Below are 19,099 nucleotides of genomic sequence, written 5' to 3' on the forward strand. Positions count from 1 at the left end.
TACATGACGTATGCGATACAAGAACAAGAAGAGCAAGTACAGCTGACTAATATCATAGACATTTATGACATTTTCACTAGTAAAGCCGATGAATCATTAAGTCATCATCCATTTAAAAAAATAAAGTCTCAGGAAAGTATTATAAACTTATTTCCGCATTTCTTAGCCCTTTCTATCGCTTTTCCTTACATTCAAGCAGGTTCACAATTGCCTCTTATTCAAAACCTAATTGATAGTAATGAAGATGTTTCAGCAGCCCATGAAATTTTATCCGTGGTTGGCCATTTCCTTTGTTGGGATGAAACCGGAGGAGCGAATGTTTTGGAGTTTTTTGGTAAACCAGGTTTAGCTAAAATTTTAGAAACCAAAAAATGGTTTCATGCCAATATGCTCAGAGAGGATATTTTCCAAATCACAGGCGAGCAAATAAAACCTAATTTTGCTGAACCAACAAAAAGTTATTTAAATAAATTAATTAAAGGGTTTAGCAACTTAAATCCAGTTATCCGTTGTGCTCATATGGTTGCTTTTGAATACCATGCCCATGTCATCATTGATTCGTTATGGCATAGTATCGGCAAGCAATTTACTGTTAATCCCAATCAGCTCAAATACTTTAGAATTCATGTTGGCGGCGATGATTGTGCTGAAGCGTATCACGTCACTATGACTAAGGAAATGATAAATTACATTGTCAAACCTGCAGACAAACAGCTATTTATTACAACAGCACTTGACGCAATTGATACTCACCTAAACTGGTCTTTAAAAATTGCAACTTGCTAGGATATTAGGATGAATCAGCAAAAAACAGTGTTTGCCAAAACGCATAATAATTTGCAAGGAATAGTACGCCTAACCCTAATTCAGCTAATCCTTGCAAGCTTAATCTATCAACAAAATGCATTAGGCCCACTTTGGTTAAAATTACTTTTTAGCGTACTGATAGGCTTTGTGCTCTCAGGAATGATTAATTTAGCTCACGAATGCTTACACCAAAAATTTGCTGGCCATAGGTGGTTAAACTATAGCGTAGGAAGAGTTGCGGCGAGCTTATTATTAGTTAACTTTACCGTTTTTAAATGGCACCATCTTTTTCATCACCAATATGTAGGTACCGATAAAGATACTGAGAATAATGCTGATTTTAAAACGCTAAGCCAATATCTTGTCGCCTTATCGGGGCTGCGCTTAGCTAAAAAGAAAATAGCCAGTAGTTTCGCCGTGTTAGGCCAGCAATACCCTTATTATATCAATACCCAAAAGCAAAAGTCAGAAGCATATTATGATAGTTTAATATTACTTATTTTTCTCTTAATTTTATTAAGTTTAACCTGCTTTTATCCGCAACATATGCTGTTTGCTTACTGGCTGCCTTTGTTATTTGCTTACAGCGGCATCATGTTTTTTGCCATTCCTGAACACAATGGCTGTAAGCCTATTAAGGGTTATTATTCCCTAGCTCGTTCTGTTTTTACTAATCGCTTAGTCCGTTTTTTTATGTGGAATGGTAATTTTCATGCTGAGCATCATATTCATCCAGGCGCATTACCTTATGTCCTAAAAGATATTTGCGAGAAAGAAAAAAATTATATCTGGTATCGAGAAAAATCTTACCTCAAATGGCACTACCGATTATTAAAAAAATTAGTGATTCAACCTACAGTAGAAGAAAAGTAAATATGCCAAAAATAATTATCGGAAATGGTTTTAGTGATGCCATGGTAGGAGACGTGAGCAAGAACTCACTTGCGGTGCGGCGGACAGCTGCAGTAGAAGCCCGCAGACTAACTTGGTTTGTAGAAAATGAGGATTTGATTATTTTACCATCACCAGTTTCCAACGAGCTGATTAGTTATGTTAACAACATCATGCGCACGCAATTAAGCCAGAAGAATTTTATCTATACTTCACAAGATCCGCTAGAACCAAAAATAATTACCAGTGAAGTTTTGTTGAGCGAACGCATGTTATCGCAACTTAAAACTGCCACCCAACATACCAATAACTGGCAACTATTCCCCTACTTTTATACCTCTTCCATACAAACGCTCGCTGATGTTTTGCAAAATGAAGCGCATCACTGCCCCACCTTCCTAACACAAAGTGGTGCTGATCTTTTAAATCAAAAAGCGGCTTTTAGAGCAATTTATGCGCATGATGTGCCCATTGCAAAAGGCGCTGTTTGTCGCAATGTGCATGAACTGTATCAACAGGCAAAATTGCTGCTTAGCCAGACAGCTAAACTTATTATCAAACAAAATATGAACGCGAGTGGCGATGGCAACATTCTAGTGTCCATTGATAAAAATGGGCCGTTTGCTGGTATTCGAGACATTATATTTATCGACACATCAAAAGATTTTACATTGAATATGGCCAAGCAACTTTGGGACATGTTATCGGATGCGCATGGTAACCATCAATTGGTTATTGAAGAATACGTCACCAATCAAAACACCTTGTATGCTGAATACAATATAAAATCAGACTCAAGCTTTGAGATGCTAAGTTACGGCATTGTGCGCATGGAAGGTTCAGGCGATAAAAGAGGTAATGGCATAGCCAACTGGGTTGGTTTTGAAATACCTTATAAAGCGAACGTCGCGCCATCATTTTTAAATCATTGCAATCAGCTTGCTAGAACCACAGGACAATTAGGTTTTGTTGGCCGCATCAATTTTGATGCTATCGTCTGCGAAGATAACCAAATTTTATTTACTGAAGTCAATGGCCGTTTAGGTGGCTGCTCTCATTTAGCGCACGTTTGTCAAAAAATTCTTGGTAAACGTTTTCTTGATGAGACTACCTTAATTACCCGCAATCGTGTTCCAATTGCAGATTTTAAGCAAGTAATCTTACTTGCTGAGAAATTAAAACAATTATTTCGTCATAGCGGCATCATTATTTTAAATGAAGACATGGCATGCCTTAGACTAATGGAATATCTAGTTTATGCGCCAACTAAAGCAGAAGCTTGTGCTTTAGAGCAACAGTTTTTACACCAGTTAACCCTAATTCAAGAACGATGTAAGGAAATAATATGAGAGCTAAACACTCGGCAGACTACTTTGGTAGAACTAGAAATTTTTGGTGGAACAATGATTTTCTCAAGCTAATGGGCCAGCGCTGGGATTTATCAAATGTGCAACGTGTTTTAGATGTCGGCTGTGGTGTAGGTCATTGGGGTTTTATGCTTAATGAAATTTTACCTGAAACGGCAACGCTAGCTGGGATTGACAGAGAACCAGACTGGGTTAAAGATGCTACCGAGCGGGCTTACGATTATGGGTTATCTGAGCGTTACTCGTATCAACAAGGTGATGCTAATAACATTCCATTTGAGGATAATACCTTTGACATGGTCACGTGCCAAACCTTATTAATTCATGTGGCCAACGTTGATCATGTTTTGAGTGAAATGATTAGAGTATTAAAACCAGGCGGCTTATTAGTAACGGTAGAACCCAATAACATTGCTCGGAGCTTATGTTTAAGTACGCTGGATTTAGAAAACCCAGTTGATGATATTATTGATATTGCACGTTTCCAACTATTGTGTGAACGCGGTAAATTTAAATTAGGTGAGGGATATATTTCTATAGGCGATCAGCTGCCTGGTTTTTTTGTAAAACATAGCTTAAAAGACATCAAAGCTTACATGAATGACCGAGTTAAAATGGTTAAGCCAGACTATAAGACAGAAGAAGAACAAGCCATTATCGAAGAATTAAAACAATGGTCTAAAAATCTATTCTGGATTTGGAATAAAAAGGAGACGAAACGATTTTACTTAGCCGGTGGCGGTGAGCCTGAGAAATTTGAAGTTTATTGGGATAAAGCACTAGATCGCCAAAATAATCGCGCTCTCCAAGGAATTGAAGAAGGCGAATATGCAACAGTGGGTGGTAAATTAAATTATTGTATTTCTGGAAGAAAATAACGAAAGGTGCGCTTAGTGCACCTTATTCTGTTATGCGATGCTCGCCTTTGGCAATGCTTTGAGCCCAGTTCTTGCCATCAAATTGCACGTATTCAATATCTTTGGCAGGACTTAAATCTAGGCAGCGTGCATTCACACTAAAATAACCTACAGGATGTGATTTAGGACGATAAAACGGCATGATGCCGCAAACAACACAAAAAGTATGATCAGCAATGCAGTCACCGAATCGATAGGGTTTTAAATATTCCTGGCCGCTATGTAATTTAAAGCGCGCTTCAGGAACCATAAGCTCTTGATGCCCCGATTTATAACAAATACCACAATTACATTCAGTAATCAGTAAGTTGCGAGTGGCTGCCGCTTCAAATTTTACGCCACCGCAGTGACATGAGCCTATGTACCAAACCAAATCTTTTTGTTCATTGTTATCTTGTATTGTCACAATAATTCTCATTAAACATCAATGTTAGCTAGTGCATTTTAAGCTAGAGTGGTATAAAAATCTACATGAAGTTCAATGATTTAAGCCAATATGAGCATAATGACTGAACGCAAATTTACAAACTTAACTTATCATAAGTGAGCTTAGGATGCCTTGAAAACTATCTATATGATGATAATATTGCCCACTTAGATAACTGGCCACCTGAGAACCAAGCAAGTCAGGATTATAAGCGTAAATAATACTCGCCTAGCACATAACAGGATGAATACGATGAGTGATAAACCTACCCCGCATGATAAACATCGTACGATATTTCTAATCCTTATGGTCTTTATTGTGGCGTGTATTGAAACAGACATCTACTTGCCAGCAATGCCAGACATGATGCGTTATTTTGCCACCACTGAAGCCATGATTCAGAGCTTGTTAAGTTGGAATTTTATTGGTATTTGTTTGTCTGGCCCCTTATATGGCCCCTTATCGGAATCTTATGGGCGTAAACGTTTGTTAATCACCGCAATGTCAATTTTTACGCTAGGTAGTTTGGGAACTGTGTATAGTGATAGCATCCATACCATGCTAATTTTTCGTCTATTACAAGGGCTTGGTTGTGGCGGTTGTTTTACAATTGGCACAGCGATTATTTTTGATAAATTTCATCATGAAGAAGCAACGAAGGCTATCAATAATTTAAATGGTATTATACCCGTAATTATGGCCGCAGCACCTTTAATTGGCGGCTATTTAAACCTTCATTATGGTTTTCGTTCTAATTTCACGGTAATAGCGGGATTATCTTTAATCTCGTTGTTTATTTGTTTTTGGCAATTAGATGAATCCTTGCCAGCCAAGCAACGCACGCCATTTGATTTAAAAGGGATCCTTTCTGACTTTGCGCGTGCTATGCGCTGTTTTCGTTTTTGGGCACCTACTATATTGGTTAGCAGTATCTTTGCCGGTTATTTAAGTTATATTTCTTATTCAGCCCTTTTATTAGTCAATGACTTTGGTGTAAGCAAAGCTATCTTTCCCTTTTATCAGGCGACTGCGCTAATTGCTTTTCTTTGTGCTAGCTTAACTGCTAATCGCATGATCAAACAAGTCGGGGTTAATCGCATGAAACGATATGGGATGAGCTTATTAGGCTTTGGCGGGATAAGCTTTATTATTTTAAGCCTAGTATGGCCAAGCCAATATCAATTATTTCATAGCGCCATGCTCATTTACTCTTTCGGAGCAGGTTGGCTGATAGGACCTTTTTTTACTGAAAGTATGGAAGTCTTACCCGATATTAAAGGCGTTACAGCGAGTCTGGTAACAAGCTTTAGATTGCTGTTTACGGCATGTTTTATCTCAGTCGTTAGTTCATTCTATACCAGCTCACCAAAACCGTTAATTGTAGGCTTTATCTTTTTATTCGTTTTAGGTGCAATTACCTTATTTTTTTACCAAACAAAAACAGATAACGTGCTTATAGCCACTGAGCCATAAGATGGGGTTAGGCATAAAATTGGATAGAATTTAGCCTATTGGGATTACCTAAATAAGGAGCGATATTAAGCTATTTCTTAAAAATATTACTTGAAATATGTAAATTATAAATTCATAATGTGCTTTAATAGAGCTTTTTAATGGGTGTATTTATGAAAAAATTAATACTGGCTTCGTGTCTATTAGGTACTTCTTCAGTTTTTGCCGATGCATGTACTTTTAATTTAACTTTTAATAATAAATGGAACAATTTTAAAAACTGGACGATAGTCATAACGGATGTCTCAAACCCTGAACTACAAGAAGTAGTTGGTGGACAACTCTTATACTATGGAAAATTTCCAGACTCAGGTACATTAAAGGTACCCGTTCCAAATTGCTCAAAAAACACTCAAATTGGCCTTTTTGCTCATGCTCCAGGTCGTTCTGTAGCAATAGAGTCGGCGCCTATGAATTCAGACTCAGGCGTTCATGCACAAGCTTTTGCTCCCAATAGTTTCTTGGAAGGAATGTCACATTGCGTGGGTGATATAGCACCAACAGATTGGACAAATATCAATTTAGAAGTAGGAAGTATTGGTAAGCCAGGTGATTTTTTATTTACAGCTAGCCCAACAGGTAGTGAACCTGATTCATGGACAAAAGCTCAGCTCAATGCGACTTGCAAAAACCCCGAATTAAATCCTGGAGGAACTGACTAACTTTCTTAGTTAGTCGTTTACCCTAGGCTTTGTGGCTTAATTATATTAATCTTCTTGGCACGATGAGTTTAAATGACATAAATGTTAGTAAAAATTACTAAAACAATTAGTGAAATTATTCTAAGTGCCATATAATTGAATGAAAGATAAATAACTTATTAATAATATTAAAAATTTGTAAATGATTATGACAGATGATGAAGGTAAAAGTTACGATCTAATTGCATCGAAGTTTGCAGACATTAGAAATTCATTTCAAACCGAACAAAAATACATCGATTTATTCACATCCTACTTAAGACCTAGAGCTCATATACTTGATGTTGGATGCGGCTCTGGGACTCCGGTTTCCTCCTATTTAATTTATCAAGACTATAAGGTAACCGGCCTTGATTCCTCCGAAAAACTTTTAAAATTTGCCAAAAAAAATTGCCCCACAATGGAAATCATTTATGGCGATATGCGAACAGTTGAAATTAAGCAACAATTTGATGGCATTATAGAATGGTGGGCTCTTTTTCATGTACCTAAAAAAGATCATGCACTGATGATTTCTCGTTTCGCATCGTGGTTAAAAAAAGGCGGTTTCCTTGAATTTACCACGGGCGATACAGACTGCCATCTACGCACCTCCGAAATGTTAAAGCAAGAACTAAATTTTTATAGCCTCCACCCAGATGCGTATGAAAAAGCGCTGAAAGAAAATGGCCTTAAATTAATTTTAAAAGAATATGATCAAGCAGAACATTTAGTCTGGCTAGCCATGAAGGAATAGCAGGTGCCTTGCAATAAATAAATGATCTATACTCTGTAACTAGCTAAAATTAAACATTAGATGGGCGACCCTATACTCACTCATCATTTTGCATGCTCTGTCTAGATTAATTCTGCGACAGAGTCATTTTTTTCTTGTACTTCAGCATCAATTTGAGTATTTATAGGAAAATTAACAGTTACCTCTTCAATTTCAGAATTTTCTGCAGTGTCTGTATTTACAAAATCCACTCCCACATCATCCTCTTCCGTATCTGTTGCAATTAATTTTTTACTTTCCTCATCTTGCGACGAAAATTCAGCGCCAAGGCCCCCCAACATTGCCCTTAGTTTCTGATTAGGGTCGTCTATACCCTGAAGATTATCCAGAGGTAGAAGAAATGGAATGGAGGAAGAGTCTACAGTGGGAGTTTGCCTCAGACATGCCTTAATACCCTTCACTAAACCAATAATAAGTAAGGTAGCAGTAGCGCCAACAGCAGCACCAATACCAGCGCCTATAATGGTACCTAAGCCTGGAATAGGGATAAATGTTCCCAATATTGCTCCCACGATCGCGCCCGCCGTAGCGCCTGAGCCTACACTACCCACCATAGTAAGTACTTTACCTATTACAGAATTATTTTTCTTATATAGCCATTCATATGAACCTACCCCAGTTAATCCTAATGAGGCTACCCCGACACCACCAATTGCAGCGCCTAAAGCTATACCCATAGCGGTACCTACACCTGGGATAGGAATAAGTGTACCCAATACGCCACCCAATATCGCACCACCAATAGCTAACACGACACTTGCAGCAGCTTTGTCAAAAGCCTTGTTATTTGCAGTTAAAGGAATAGGAATACCTAGCTCTTGTTTTTCTACCTCAGCTTCAGTTTGTTTTATTAGAGTTATATTATTGCCAATTAAATTTACACACTTTTGAGGGCTAGTTGAAAATTGCAAAAACAACTCAGGATTTGTTCTAGGGAAATTACCTGCATATTCAGGGTGAGAGGGAGCTAAAGGTTGTACTCTGTTTTCATAATAAACAAAATCTCCTTGCTCATTACATACAGATATAACTGAATCCCCCATTTGGATACCCATTAGCGCAGCTTTATGAAAAATGGCTTTCGCTTGATGTATTATTTCTAAGTTGGCTTTGGGATGCTTTTTGCAGCTGTCAACTTTATCAGCAGGAACCGCCCTAAATAAGTCCCAAAGGGTATCTTTATTAATTTTACTAGGTGACCATAACCTTGAAAGATCTGCGCAATGAGCGCCGTAAAGTATAGCTTTTATTGCAGCAGCTTCAGCATTCTCTGGCGCTTCAATATCAAAGCCGTCATCTATATAGGAATGTGTTAAATGCTCTGCGTAAATTTTAACTTCTTCTTCACTAGAGAATAAATTTGGAATAAGTTCATTATCTCTTATATATTTTTTAAAGTTTTTAGCCGAGCTTTTTCTATATTTATGGTATGGCCTATCTAGATCCTTTTCCCAACCTTCCTCACCTTCTCGACCCGATACATAAAAGGCCATTGCTATTTGTAATTTAGTAATAAATTTTTGCTTTTTTTCCGGCGTATTAATTTGCTGATTAATATATTGTTTAACAGGATCCGAAGCATGAGCCTTATTAAACTCAACAACATCATTAACTAAAACCATCGTTTTTGCTGTGTGGCATAAACCGTGATTAGGACGATAGACCGCTAAGGTATCCTTCGTATGCCCATCTTCATAAAAAGACTTTAGCGTTTGATAAAAATGAAATTTATTACCCTTTTTGACCATAATTGGGTGCCAGGACCAATGATTACTTACGGTGCCCTTTGTGTTTGTTTCTTTATATGGTTGAGAAAGGTAGTCATCATAAGCAAATTTTAAAGCTTTTGCGGCTAGCGGCTGTATGGAACGTTCAATTACTTTAATAGGCGCAGGAGGTATACTTATAACTTGAGAAAATTGACTGTCTGCATCCTCATTATTTGGATTTGTTACTTCTGAGATGGATTGTCTTGGAGATCTTTCACTAGGCGTACGCATAATTAATCTGACTAAAAACTTTAATTCTTGTTACATTATAAATCACTTTTATTAAGAGAACGTTAAATTTTGATCTTATCCTGCATGTCACTAGCATAAACGTATTTAAATCTAAACAAGATCCATAAAATAATTAGGGTTAGTGCAGATAACAAATTGATTAATGATAAAATTGATAATGTAGCGCACTTCATATTATTCTTTATAAAACAAGTGCTTTTAGGTTAGCCACAAATCGCTAATATTTAAACTCTACTAGTGGCACAAAGCTTCTATTGTTTGCTAGGATAAAATTATGGCGTAGGTATCTATTTTATTACCCTTAAATTATCTCATTTATCAACGAAGTTTAGTAAAGTTACTGTTAAGGGTTTAGTCAGGACAATGGAATGAAAACAATAGCGATAGTAGGATTAGGATATGTGGGACTTGAGCTTGCAGTTTCACTAAGCAAAAAATATCGGATCATCGGGTATGATATACTTGAGCAGCGGATTCAGGAGCTTCGGGCTGGCCATGACAGAAATAACCTTGTTAGTGATGCACGCTTAGCTAAAAGTTTAATGACTTATACCACCGATATTCAGGATATTGCCGATGCTACAGTATATATAGTTACTGTCTCCACACCTGCCTATTATTATCTAATTCCTAATCTTGAGCCCCTGCTTAAGGCAACTCGTGATTTGTCACAATTTATTAAAAAAGGTGATCTAATCATATTTGAATCTACTGTATATCCTGGAACAGTTGATGAAGATTTAATTCCGCTGATAGAAAAGATTAGCCATATGAAATCTGGTGAAGACTTTCATGTGGGTTATTCTCCTGAGCGCATCAATCCTAACGATAAGGTACATACACTACAAACCGTGCCTAAAGTTATTGCCGGACAAAATGAACATGCATTGTCAATCATAAAGGAAGTCTATAGTGCTTGCTGTGACGAGCTATATCCAGTCTCAAACATCAAAACAGCTGAAGCTGTAAAAATTCTCGAAAATGTTCAGCGTGATATTAATATCGCAATAATGAATGAATTTACTGAATTTATGCATGCCTTAGACATTAATATGTATGAGGTTTTGGAAGCCGCAAAAACTAAATGGAACTTTTTATCTTTTAAGCCAGGTTTTGTAGGCGGACATTGTATTGCTGTAGATCCGCTTTATCTTGCATTCAAAGCTAAGCAAGAAGGGATAAACTATGATTTAATCCAAACTGCTCGCAAGATTAATGATAATATCACACATTTTATACGTTATGAGCTACTAAACTTAATGGTAACTCATAATCTCGGGCTCAAAGAGTGCACAATAGGTATATTTGGTATTACGTATAAGGAAAACACGCCTGATTTTCGTAATAGCATAGCATTAAAATTAATCAAGGAAATGAAAAAATATGGGTTTCACTTCAAGGTGAATGATCCATTTGCTGATCCCAGTATGGTCAGCAAAAAATACCATTTTGATCTAATAGAATTTGATCAAATGAATGATATTGATATTGCTATTATCATTAATGCACACCATCTATATTGTCAGGCTAGTATGGAGGGGTTTGCAGCAAAATTTAGTGAGAAAGTAATCATTATGGATATCCCTAATATATTTGCTAATGAAGCTAAAAATTATCCCAATATTGTATACTGGAATTTGTAAATTAAAGTGATATTTGCTGCCATATAAACACAGAAAGGATATTCTATGAGTATACGGAGCTGGGAATATTGGGTTCACGCCCCATTACGTAATATTTTTTATCATGAAAAAGGATTTACTATGATAGAAATACTTTTAGTTATTATAATATTCATTTTTTTTATAGTTATTTTCGCTTTGCCTGGCTACAAACTGTACCATAAATGGTTCTCTGAGGCTTCCTCGCCTATTACCAAAGAGCAGCAACAAATGATACAGTCCAAGCAGACTATAGAACCTGCCCTAGTAGATGATGTTAAAGATGCCAAGTTGCTTGCGATTGAAAACGCACTTAATTTTTATAAATTGGATAATGGATTTTATCCAACTAGCGAACAAGGCTTAATAGCATTAGTTAAAAAACCTGTGACTCCTCCAGTTCCTCAACATTGGGTCCCTTATCTTAAAAGCATTCCAGCATCTTACCGGTTAGTCTATTATAAAAATAAACCTAGGGTGATCGATTGTAGCGTATCTCATAATAACGAGATCTGGTTTATGAATATTGTCCAATGGCTTGGGTTAGATCCTTGTAATTAACGCTTACCAAAAAGGAAATTATATGAATGTATTGATCACTGGTGGTGCAGGATTTATAGGATCCCACATTGTAGAGTTTCATTTGAGCAGGGGCGATACAGTCTACGTGATAGATAATCTCAGCACTGGATCGCTTGATAATATTAAATCCTTTATGTCTAATCAAAAATTTCACTTTGACGAAAGTGATATACTCAATTCTGAAAAGCTAATCGAGTTCATTCGTAAGGCTGATCGAATTTATCACATGGCAGCTATGGTTGGTATGTATCATTTGCTAGCCCATCCTATAGAAACATTAATTACCAATATTACAGGTTGTGAGCGTATTCTGCGAATCATTAGTCAATATAATTTCAATGCAAGAGTGCTAGTTGCATCTAGTTCAGAAATTTATGGTCCTACTCATCATCAGTTTCTAAAAGAGGATGATTTATTACCTTTTAAATCTGCCGCTCACAGTAAGTGGGTCTATGCTACTAGCAAATTCACAGATGAAATTTTCTCACTTGCCTATGCTCGTGCTAAAAATATGAAAGTTACAGTATTGCGATTATTTAATACCATAGGCCCACGTCAAAATGGTATATATGGAATGGTGGTTCCTAGGTTTATTGAGCAAGCTATAAAAGATGAGCCGATTACAGTCTACGGTACGGGAGAACAAACTCGTAGTTTTTGTGACGTGAGAGATACTGTAGCAGCACTTGATTTGATTGCATGCAATGAAAATTGTGCCGGTGAAGTATTAAATGTCGGACAAGATCAGTGCGTAACCATTAATCAAATAGCAAAAATGATTATAACTTTATCTAACAGCGGTTCTGACATACGTTTAGTGCCCTATAAAGAAGCATATGGTCAGGAATATGAAGATATTATGCACCGACGTCCTGATCTGAAAAAATTTTACCACTTTACCCAATACAAATTTCGTTGGAATTTGCAAGATACCTTGCTTGATTTAATTCAGGCGAAACGTAAAGCTCTTAGTATTGAGTGGTAATTAAGGCAAAGGAGGCTGTTTTGCAAGCAGTAAATCTCTTGATTTTAGAATAGGCCCTTCACTTTCTCGAATAACAATACTGCCGTCAATAGTACGGACTACTGGCATCTCATATAATACATCAACTACCTGGCCTGGTTGCCAAGCTGAAAAGTCAATTAATCTATCAAATTCCCAGGCTTCCCAGATTATAAGTTTTCCATCATATGTGTAACAAAAAGCACCAGGAAATGGGCGGCTAACGCCTCGCACTAGATTAATAATTGTATTTGTCTTGTCTTTAGTAAAATCTATTAAACCATCTTCAGGGGTTCGCTTAGGAAAAAACCAAGGCTTACCATTTTGTGGCTGCAACTTTAATGGCCCTAATTTAATATCTTGCAATAGCTTGATAATTTCTTCTCGAGCAGTTAGCAACGATTTGTACAATACCGTCATAATTGTGTCATGCGAGGTAATAGAAAATACTTTTACCGAATAAATTTCACCAGCATCGGCTTCCGTCACGTATTTGAAGCAATGGTTATACAGCTTCTTTTTACCAAGAATAATTCCCCAATTAAGTGGGGAGCGCCCTCTTCCGCCAGGCAATGCTTCTGGGCTAGCATGAAATCCAAAAATTCCATACTGAAATTTACTAATAATTGACGACGGTATAAGCCGCTGCCAACCATATACAATACCTACGCCGAACGTATGTTTTGCAAAGAATTCATCATTTAATCGTTTCAAACTATAATCTTTTACGCAGTAAAAGTCAGCACCAATGCGTTTTGCAGTTTCTGCAAGAGAGCAATAGTCTGCCACATGATTTTTTAATAACACTGATTCATCAATACTAATAATAAGATCAATATGAACCTTGTGCGCATGCAGATACTCTACTATCAATCGAGTAGTTTCTTTCACTCCAAAAAAACATACACGATAGTGACTCATGTCTCTAATTATCCTGTGTTTTTATATTACATAGACAGACATTTTTGGGCAGAAATTCTTGGGGAAAATGATGACACTCACTGTTCATGGCTTGCCTCATTAGATGATATTTCTCAGCAATAATCGTTTTAAAATTAGTTTCATTATCGTACCCTTGCTTAGACCAAGAATAAGGATGAATTAATAATTGCATTTTTTTTACTGGTTTATGCAAAATATTAAGAGGATCCCCATATTTCCAGATATGCTCTGAGTCAGAGTAATAATAAATCTTTAATATATCTTGAGGTTTGTTACCATAAAAATGGAAAAAACGTTTATCATAAGTATTAATAAGTCCTTTAATTTTTATATTTTTTTTTAACAATTCATGACTAGGCCGGTGCCAAGAAAAACGATCGATTGCGATCCCAAGACCATTTTGTAACAATTCCACATCCTGTTTAACAGATGATGTTATCTGGCTAAAATCTTTTTGACTACCTGTGTTAACATGGAGACCAATCTTATGCCCCATGGCATGAATATTTTGGATCAATTCTTTGCTGCGATAAGAGAGCGGGTTATAACTATCATTACGAATTTGAAAAAAATAGCTCGAGCTAATACCCATTTTTTCATGCTCAAGCTTCGCCATTGCAAAAGCTTTTTCTATAGAAAACTCCACATCATGACGAAGTAAAAAAAAACGTTCATCATGGTCTTGAACGTCTGCAAAATCAATTAATGGCATTACTTTCATAAGATCTTTAATCAAGCGTTTATAAGTGTCATATGAAAAGCTATCCATAATTATTCTCCATATTACATAGTCATAATCTGCGAGTGATAATTAAACCGCTATACCAGGACTGATATGCTCCAATTGGATTTTCTCTAAGTGTGTAAGCGCCGCTAATTTTCAATTGCCAATCGGTAAAAATACCTAGAAATAATTGCGCAGCTAAATCTTCTTCATAAAAGAAACGAGGAAATGTTTCATCTTTCTGCATGCCAAATCCTCCAGATAAGCTCATACCAATATTTTCTGTAAAACCATGATATAACTCAATGGTTCCTTCATAGCCCTGGAAATGTAGGGGAGAAAAATAACCACTGTTCGTTCTACGCTTGTATCTCCAATCATCCGCGTTTATACCTAAATTAACCTGCCAATACTGAGAAGAATATACGCGCATCTTAGGCCAAATGTTATAATGCCAATATCCATTATAGTCACTCAAATCGGAGTGTGAGAGCACTATATTTAAATATTTTTGAATATAGGGTTGCCATTGCAAGGTCATGCCAATTCGGTTTTCCATAATTTGTAGCGAAATCAAACGTGGGGATTGAGGAACAAGATATGGGCGATAAAGATTACGTAAACTTTCAACTGTCAACACCGTTCTCTCATCTAAATTGGTGTTGAATAAAATATCATAAATTAGATGCTGGTCTTCACCATCAACATTTAATCCACCTACTAGCCCTGTCAGATTGAACAAAGAAGCAAATTGATGTGAGAGACCAACCATTAAGCTCTCATCACCAATCGAGGTTCCTCCGTTTATTGGATTTAACCCACTATCCTTATCTGCAGTAGCATATTCATAAATACCTTGTAACTGTATACTAGTGCTAGGTTTTAGAAAGTATTGCACATTTAATGTTGGAATATGATAAATGTTAGTAGTATCTGTTGCTCCTGTATAATTAAAACCCAAATTAATGTTGCTACGTAAGGGAGTTAAAACAATATTTTTGAGCCCTTGTAAAGCAGGGTCTGTAGGAGCAATTTGCAGAGCTTTATCAAGTGTTGCTACAGCACGATTAACTTGCAAGCCCTTTAACAGGGCAGTCACTTCAGTGGATAAGAGATAAGTAGAATTTGGATTAGTCGTTAGTAACAAATCATTGATAGCCAGTGAAGATTCATAATAACCACTTAAGGCAAGTAGTCTAGCTTTGACTTCTAAATATTTTTTAGGCTCTCCTCCTAATCTTTGATAATGAGCGAGCGCATCAAATGATATGGGATAACCTTCAACCCAAGACGATACCTCAGCATATTGGAGCCATCCTTCTTTATTTTGCGGATATAAGCTAAGTAAGGCCCTGTAATTTTCTATTGCCTCATCAGTAAAACCTCGCCAGGCCAGAGTATGCGCTAATTGAAGCATTGCGTCTTCATCATTTGGCTTTAGCTTAAGAATTTGCTCATAACTTTCTTGTGTTGCTGCTTTTTCTTCTGCCCATGCTGCAATTTTAGCCCTATCTCGCCAATAGGATATATTGAATGGCGCATATCGTACTGCTTCAGTTATAGCCAGATATGCATTTTTAGCGTCCTTTGCTGTCGCATAAATAGTTGCAAGCTGCTTATATAATGCAGCATTTCTTGGTTTAAGCTGAATTGCTTGTTTTATTACCTGAGCAGCAGCACTATATTGACGTTTTACAGCATAATTGTTGGCTAAATCAATCAGGCTATCATAACGGCTTTTAGGTTTAACAATATTAATAGGCGGTAAGTAAACTGTATTATTTATATTAGCAATACCGTTTATAGCAACCTTGTTTCTTGGATCTAATTTTAAGATATTCTGATAAACTTCTTTTGCTAATGCATAATCTTTAAGCCATGATGCATACATAGCTTTCACTTCCAAAAATTGGATATTATTAGGCTCTATTTTTAGTGCGCTGTTAATACTTTCCAGAGCTTGCTGAGGATTATTGGCCCCAGCATATGATTGCGCAAGTTCACGATACAAAGCCGCATTTTGAGGGGCAAGTGCAACGGCTTGCTGCAACATGGTAATAGCAGCCTGGGGATTATGAAGCTGATTTTGCAAAGAAGCTATTTCACGCAATAAACGCAATTGCAAATCGGTGTTCTTTCCTCTGATTAAATACAATGCCCGCTGATAGCTTTCTAACGCTTGCTCTGGGTTTTTGTTCCAATTTTCTAATAAACCTTGCGTCATCAGGTATTCATAATTAGATGGATTATATTTAACTGCCTCATTGATTTCAGCTAAAGCTTTTTTGGGTTGATTTAATTCGGCATAAATTTGCGATAAAAATTTATGTATTTCAGAATTTTGTGGTTGTATTTCTAGCGCATGCTGTAAGGCCTCAATAGCCAAAGACCAATTTTTCAATTCATATTCAATCTTGGCTACTTTAAGCCATAAGCCAATATTTTTTGGATCTGATTTTAAGATATTCTGATAAATTTCTTTTGCTAATGCAAAATCTTTAAGCCATGATGCATACATAGCTTTCACTTCCAAAAATTGGATATTATTAGGCTCTATTTTTAGTGCGCTGTTAATACTTTCCAGAGCTTGCTGAGGATTATTGGCCCCAGCATATGATTGCGCAAGTTCACGATACAAAGCCGCATTTTGAGGGGCAAGTGCAATCGCTTGCTGCAACATGGTAATAGCAGCCTGGGGATTATGAAGCTGATTTTGCAAAGAGGCTATTTCACGCAATAAACGCAATTGCAAATCGGGTTTTTTATCTTTGATTAAATATAATGCCCGCTGATAGCTTTCTAACGCTTGCTCTGGGTTTTTATTCCAATTTTCTAATAAACCTTGCGTCATCAGGTATTCATAATTAGATGGATTATATTTAACTGCCTCATTGATTTCAGCTAAAGCTTTTTTGGGTTGATTTAATTCGGCATAAATTTGCGATAAAAATTTATGTATTTCAGAATTTTGTGGTTGTATTTCTAGCGCATGCTGTAAGGCATTAATAGCCAAGGGCCAATTTTTCAATTCATACTCAATTTTGGCTACTTTAAACCATAAATCAGCATTATTAGGTTGATTTAATAATTCAGCTAGATATATAGATACCGTACGTTGTAACCTACCCTGATACTCAGTCAAATCTCCAGCGGGTATAGTCTCTTTCTGCTCAGCAGCAAATATCATGACATTGAATAGGATTAGTGCTCCGCCAAAAATTTTTTTAATGCACATTATTTTCGCCACTTCCTATTTTTACTAATCCACAAATCAAGTATTAAATTACTGATCACAACTAGTTCAAACAGCACCTGAAAATAGCGAATTGGAGTGAATAGAATAGCTTTAAAAAAATTTCTTAATCGTCTATTTTTATGCATTATTGCAATAACTGTTGAATACAATAAAGTTTCGGCGCCCAAAGTTATCAACAAGGGTTCCCATAACTGCAATAAGGCAAAAATAACAATAAACGTTGGAAAGGACATTTTTTCAATAGCCGTTGTAAAAATAAACCAACCTATATTGCGTCCAAAATTTCTAGTATAATTTTCCCCAAAAGGTTGGCGATAAGCTTCCTGAATTCTTCTACGTTCTTTTGCTTTTTGAATATTTGGATCATTTTTTTCTTGCCGCCTTCTTTTAAAGGCTTTGAAGCTCCTGAAAGGTGTTAAAAACAGATCATCAAAATAGTAACAGCTTTGTAAAAAGGAAGATGACCATTTAAATATTTGTTTGTGCATTTTTAGAATCCTTGGCTCACCTGTCATTGCATAGACATCTCTAGAATGAGTATTTTTATATCCTTCTTGTGCAAAGGCAAATCCAAAAAAAATATCTTCTGAAGTAGTCAAATCAAAACCAAACAAAGGCACATATTTGTCAAAAATATTTTTCAAATATTGACGTCTATATACCACTGCACATCCAATAGGAAAGATTAGGGTACCAAAAAATACCATTTCCCCATTATAAACACTGCGCTGCAAAAAAAGATAAAGCTCCTCTCGATAAGAATTAGTAATAGCGCGCTGAGTAAGTTGAAACCAAGTTTTGTCTGGAGAATAATCGATGTATGGGTACATCATGGAAAATTTTTCAAGCTCTCCTTCTTTAAATTCTCTCTTCCGATCTGCTTCTGTTAGAGGTAAAACCATACCACAAGCACTAGCTATTCCAACACCTTGATATAATTCCTCAACTATTCGCTCTAAATAATTGGAAGAACGAAGTATGGTATCTGCATCTAACAAGGCAATGACATCAGCATCACTTTCATTACATATATGATATACGCTGGGTGTTTTGCCTTCGTTAAGTTCTCGTTTAATAATTTTGATGTCTAAGTGTTTAAATTCAGCAAAAAGCCGAGCATAAGTTACTGTATGATCTTTACTCGCATCATCAACAATATAAATTTGTCTTGGTTTTAGAGTCTGTCGCGATAGAGAAGATAAACAGAGGATAATGGTTTTTTCTTCATTATAAGAAGGTATAAGTAAATCAACAGTAGCTTTTCTCCAATCTTCAGCTGGTGTAGGTACAGTTTTGTCAGGTCCCCGTAAAAGCCCAATAATACTTAAGATTGATGTCGGTCCTATTATAAAATAGGGAATAAATGCCATGTATCAATCTCCTGAATTACCTTTCCTTGATAACTATATTCAAAATATCATGTAAAAAATTTTTTTTAAACATCTGACCTAACTTAGTCTTAAGTTTTATATTAGGATTAAAATTAATTTATTCGTACTAGCAGATTGACTTT

At 36.3% G+C, this 19,099-nt stretch carries 16 protein-coding genes; 10 read left to right on the forward strand and 6 right to left on the reverse strand.

Annotation, left to right across the window (positions count from 1 at the left end):
- The first annotated feature begins 3 nt into the window (after nt 1-3).
- Genes DYE47_RS11400 through DYE47_RS11415 form a run of 4 tightly spaced genes read left to right on the forward strand, consistent with a single transcriptional unit; the run spans nt 4 to nt 3,943 of the window.
- The gene (locus DYE47_RS11400) at nt 4-786 is read left to right on the forward strand and encodes a hypothetical protein (protein WP_115303403.1); all 783 of its coding nucleotides are present in this window, start codon (nt 4-6) and stop codon (nt 784-786) included.
- Between the two features lie 9 nt (nt 787-795).
- Nucleotides 796-1,680, forward strand: coding sequence for a fatty acid desaturase family protein (locus DYE47_RS11405; protein ID WP_115303404.1), 885 nt, complete (start codon nt 796-798; stop codon nt 1,678-1,680).
- A gap of 2 nt (nt 1,681-1,682) precedes the next feature.
- A complete protein-coding gene (locus tag DYE47_RS11410; RefSeq protein WP_115303405.1) occupies nt 1,683-3,047 on the forward strand; it encodes a preATP grasp domain-containing protein in 1,365 nt (454 codons plus the stop codon).
- The gene (locus tag DYE47_RS11415) at nt 3,044-3,943 is read left to right on the forward strand and encodes a class I SAM-dependent methyltransferase (protein WP_115303406.1); all 900 of its coding nucleotides are present in this window, start codon (nt 3,044-3,046) and stop codon (nt 3,941-3,943) included. The genes DYE47_RS11410 and DYE47_RS11415 overlap by 4 nt, the downstream gene beginning before the upstream one ends.
- Before the next feature lie 22 nt (nt 3,944-3,965).
- Here the strand turns inward: DYE47_RS11415 and DYE47_RS11420 are convergent, their stop codons facing one another.
- The gene (locus tag DYE47_RS11420; RefSeq protein WP_207385181.1) at nt 3,966-4,388 is read right to left on the reverse strand and encodes a GFA family protein; all 423 of its coding nucleotides are present in this window, start codon (nt 4,386-4,388) and stop codon (nt 3,966-3,968) included.
- A 273-nt stretch (nt 4,389-4,661) separates the two neighbouring features.
- Here DYE47_RS11420 and DYE47_RS11425 point away from each other — a divergent pair, with 273 nt between their 5' ends.
- From DYE47_RS11425 to DYE47_RS11435, 3 genes are all read left to right on the forward strand, one after another.
- Nucleotides 4,662-5,882: a multidrug effflux MFS transporter gene (locus DYE47_RS11425; RefSeq protein ID WP_160149894.1), complete on the forward strand. Its 1,221-nt coding sequence runs from the start codon at nt 4,662-4,664 to the stop codon at nt 5,880-5,882.
- Between the two features lie 152 nt (nt 5,883-6,034).
- Entirely contained in the window at nt 6,035-6,583 is a 549-nt protein-coding gene (locus DYE47_RS11430) for a hypothetical protein (protein WP_115303409.1), read from the forward strand.
- A 187-nt stretch (nt 6,584-6,770) separates the two neighbouring features.
- Nucleotides 6,771-7,358, forward strand: a complete 588-nt coding sequence (locus tag DYE47_RS11435; protein WP_160149895.1) for a class I SAM-dependent methyltransferase — start codon at nt 6,771-6,773, stop codon at nt 7,356-7,358.
- A gap of 101 nt (nt 7,359-7,459) precedes the next feature.
- Here DYE47_RS11435 and DYE47_RS11440 read toward each other — a convergent pair whose 3' ends face one another.
- Complete coding sequence (locus tag DYE47_RS11440) at nt 7,460-9,397, reverse strand: SidE phosphodiesterase domain-containing protein (RefSeq protein ID WP_115303411.1); 1,938 nt, start codon at nt 9,395-9,397, stop codon at nt 7,460-7,462.
- 389 nt (nt 9,398-9,786) lie between these two features.
- Here DYE47_RS11440 and DYE47_RS11445 point away from each other — a divergent pair, with 389 nt between their 5' ends.
- From DYE47_RS11445 to DYE47_RS11455, 3 genes are read left to right on the forward strand one after another with little or no spacing between them, the layout of a single operon-like run.
- A complete protein-coding gene (locus DYE47_RS11445) occupies nt 9,787-11,061 on the forward strand; it encodes a nucleotide sugar dehydrogenase (protein ID WP_115303412.1) in 1,275 nt (424 codons plus the stop codon).
- A 45-nt stretch (nt 11,062-11,106) separates the two neighbouring features.
- Nucleotides 11,107-11,640, forward strand: a complete 534-nt coding sequence (locus DYE47_RS16500; protein WP_115303413.1) for a type II secretion system protein GspG — start codon at nt 11,107-11,109, stop codon at nt 11,638-11,640.
- 22 nt (nt 11,641-11,662) lie between these two features.
- Nucleotides 11,663-12,646, forward strand: coding sequence for an NAD-dependent epimerase/dehydratase family protein (locus DYE47_RS11455; protein ID WP_115303414.1), 984 nt, complete (start codon nt 11,663-11,665; stop codon nt 12,644-12,646).
- Here DYE47_RS11455 and DYE47_RS11460 read toward each other — a convergent pair whose 3' ends face one another.
- The 4 genes from DYE47_RS11460 to DYE47_RS11475 are packed head-to-tail and all read right to left on the reverse strand — an operon-like array spanning nt 12,647 to nt 18,956.
- A complete protein-coding gene (locus tag DYE47_RS11460) occupies nt 12,647-13,585 on the reverse strand; it encodes a methionyl-tRNA formyltransferase (protein WP_115303415.1) in 939 nt (312 codons plus the stop codon).
- Nucleotides 13,586-13,589: 4 nt separating this feature from the next.
- On the reverse strand, nt 13,590-14,375 hold the full coding sequence (locus DYE47_RS11465; protein WP_115303416.1) for a polysaccharide deacetylase family protein: 786 nt from the start codon (nt 14,373-14,375) through the stop codon (nt 13,590-13,592).
- A 22-nt stretch (nt 14,376-14,397) separates the two neighbouring features.
- Nucleotides 14,398-17,565 carry a tetratricopeptide repeat protein gene (locus tag DYE47_RS11470; RefSeq protein WP_242604194.1) on the reverse strand — a complete coding sequence of 1,056 codons (3,168 nt, stop codon included), beginning with the start codon at nt 17,563-17,565 and terminating at the stop codon, nt 14,398-14,400.
- A complete protein-coding gene (locus DYE47_RS11475; RefSeq protein ID WP_115303417.1) occupies nt 17,565-18,956 on the reverse strand; it encodes a glycosyltransferase family 2 protein in 1,392 nt (463 codons plus the stop codon). The genes DYE47_RS11470 and DYE47_RS11475 overlap by 1 nt, the downstream gene beginning before the upstream one ends.
- Nucleotides 18,957-19,099: the final 143 nt, after the last annotated feature.

The sequence above is a fragment of the Legionella beliardensis genome (genome assembly GCF_900452395.1).
In the GTDB taxonomy this organism is placed as follows: Bacteria; Pseudomonadota; Gammaproteobacteria; order Legionellales; family Legionellaceae; genus Legionella_C; species Legionella_C beliardensis.

What these genes read in the sequence shown, in the direction of transcription:
- DYE47_RS11400 (WP_115303403.1), top strand. Translation starts at nt 4, where the DNA reads ATGACGTATGCGATACAAGAACAAGAAGAGCAAGTACAGCTGACTAAT.
- DYE47_RS11405 (WP_115303404.1), top strand. Translation starts at nt 796, where the DNA reads ATGAATCAGCAAAAAACAGTGTTTGCCAAAACGCATAATAATTTGCAA.
- DYE47_RS11410 (WP_115303405.1), top strand. Translation starts at nt 1,683, where the DNA reads ATGCCAAAAATAATTATCGGAAATGGTTTTAGTGATGCCATGGTAGGA.
- DYE47_RS11415 (WP_115303406.1), top strand. Translation starts at nt 3,044, where the DNA reads ATGAGAGCTAAACACTCGGCAGACTACTTTGGTAGAACTAGAAATTTT.
- DYE47_RS11425 (WP_160149894.1), top strand. Translation starts at nt 4,662, where the DNA reads ATGAGTGATAAACCTACCCCGCATGATAAACATCGTACGATATTTCTA.
- DYE47_RS11430 (WP_115303409.1), top strand. Translation starts at nt 6,035, where the DNA reads ATGAAAAAATTAATACTGGCTTCGTGTCTATTAGGTACTTCTTCAGTT.
- DYE47_RS11435 (WP_160149895.1), top strand. Translation starts at nt 6,771, where the DNA reads ATGACAGATGATGAAGGTAAAAGTTACGATCTAATTGCATCGAAGTTT.
- DYE47_RS11440 (WP_115303411.1), bottom strand. Translation starts at nt 9,397, where the DNA reads ATGCGTACGCCTAGTGAAAGATCTCCAAGACAATCCATCTCAGAAGTA.
- DYE47_RS11445 (WP_115303412.1), top strand. Translation starts at nt 9,787, where the DNA reads ATGAAAACAATAGCGATAGTAGGATTAGGATATGTGGGACTTGAGCTT.
- DYE47_RS16500 (WP_115303413.1), top strand. Translation starts at nt 11,107, where the DNA reads ATGAGTATACGGAGCTGGGAATATTGGGTTCACGCCCCATTACGTAAT.
- DYE47_RS11455 (WP_115303414.1), top strand. Translation starts at nt 11,663, where the DNA reads ATGAATGTATTGATCACTGGTGGTGCAGGATTTATAGGATCCCACATT.
- DYE47_RS11460 (WP_115303415.1), bottom strand. Translation starts at nt 13,585, where the DNA reads ATGAGTCACTATCGTGTATGTTTTTTTGGAGTGAAAGAAACTACTCGA.
- DYE47_RS11465 (WP_115303416.1), bottom strand. Translation starts at nt 14,375, where the DNA reads ATGGATAGCTTTTCATATGACACTTATAAACGCTTGATTAAAGATCTT.
- DYE47_RS11470 (WP_242604194.1), bottom strand. Translation starts at nt 17,565, where the DNA reads ATGTGCATTAAAAAAATTTTTGGCGGAGCACTAATCCTATTCAATGTC.
- DYE47_RS11475 (WP_115303417.1), bottom strand. Translation starts at nt 18,956, where the DNA reads ATGGCATTTATTCCCTATTTTATAATAGGACCGACATCAATCTTAAGT.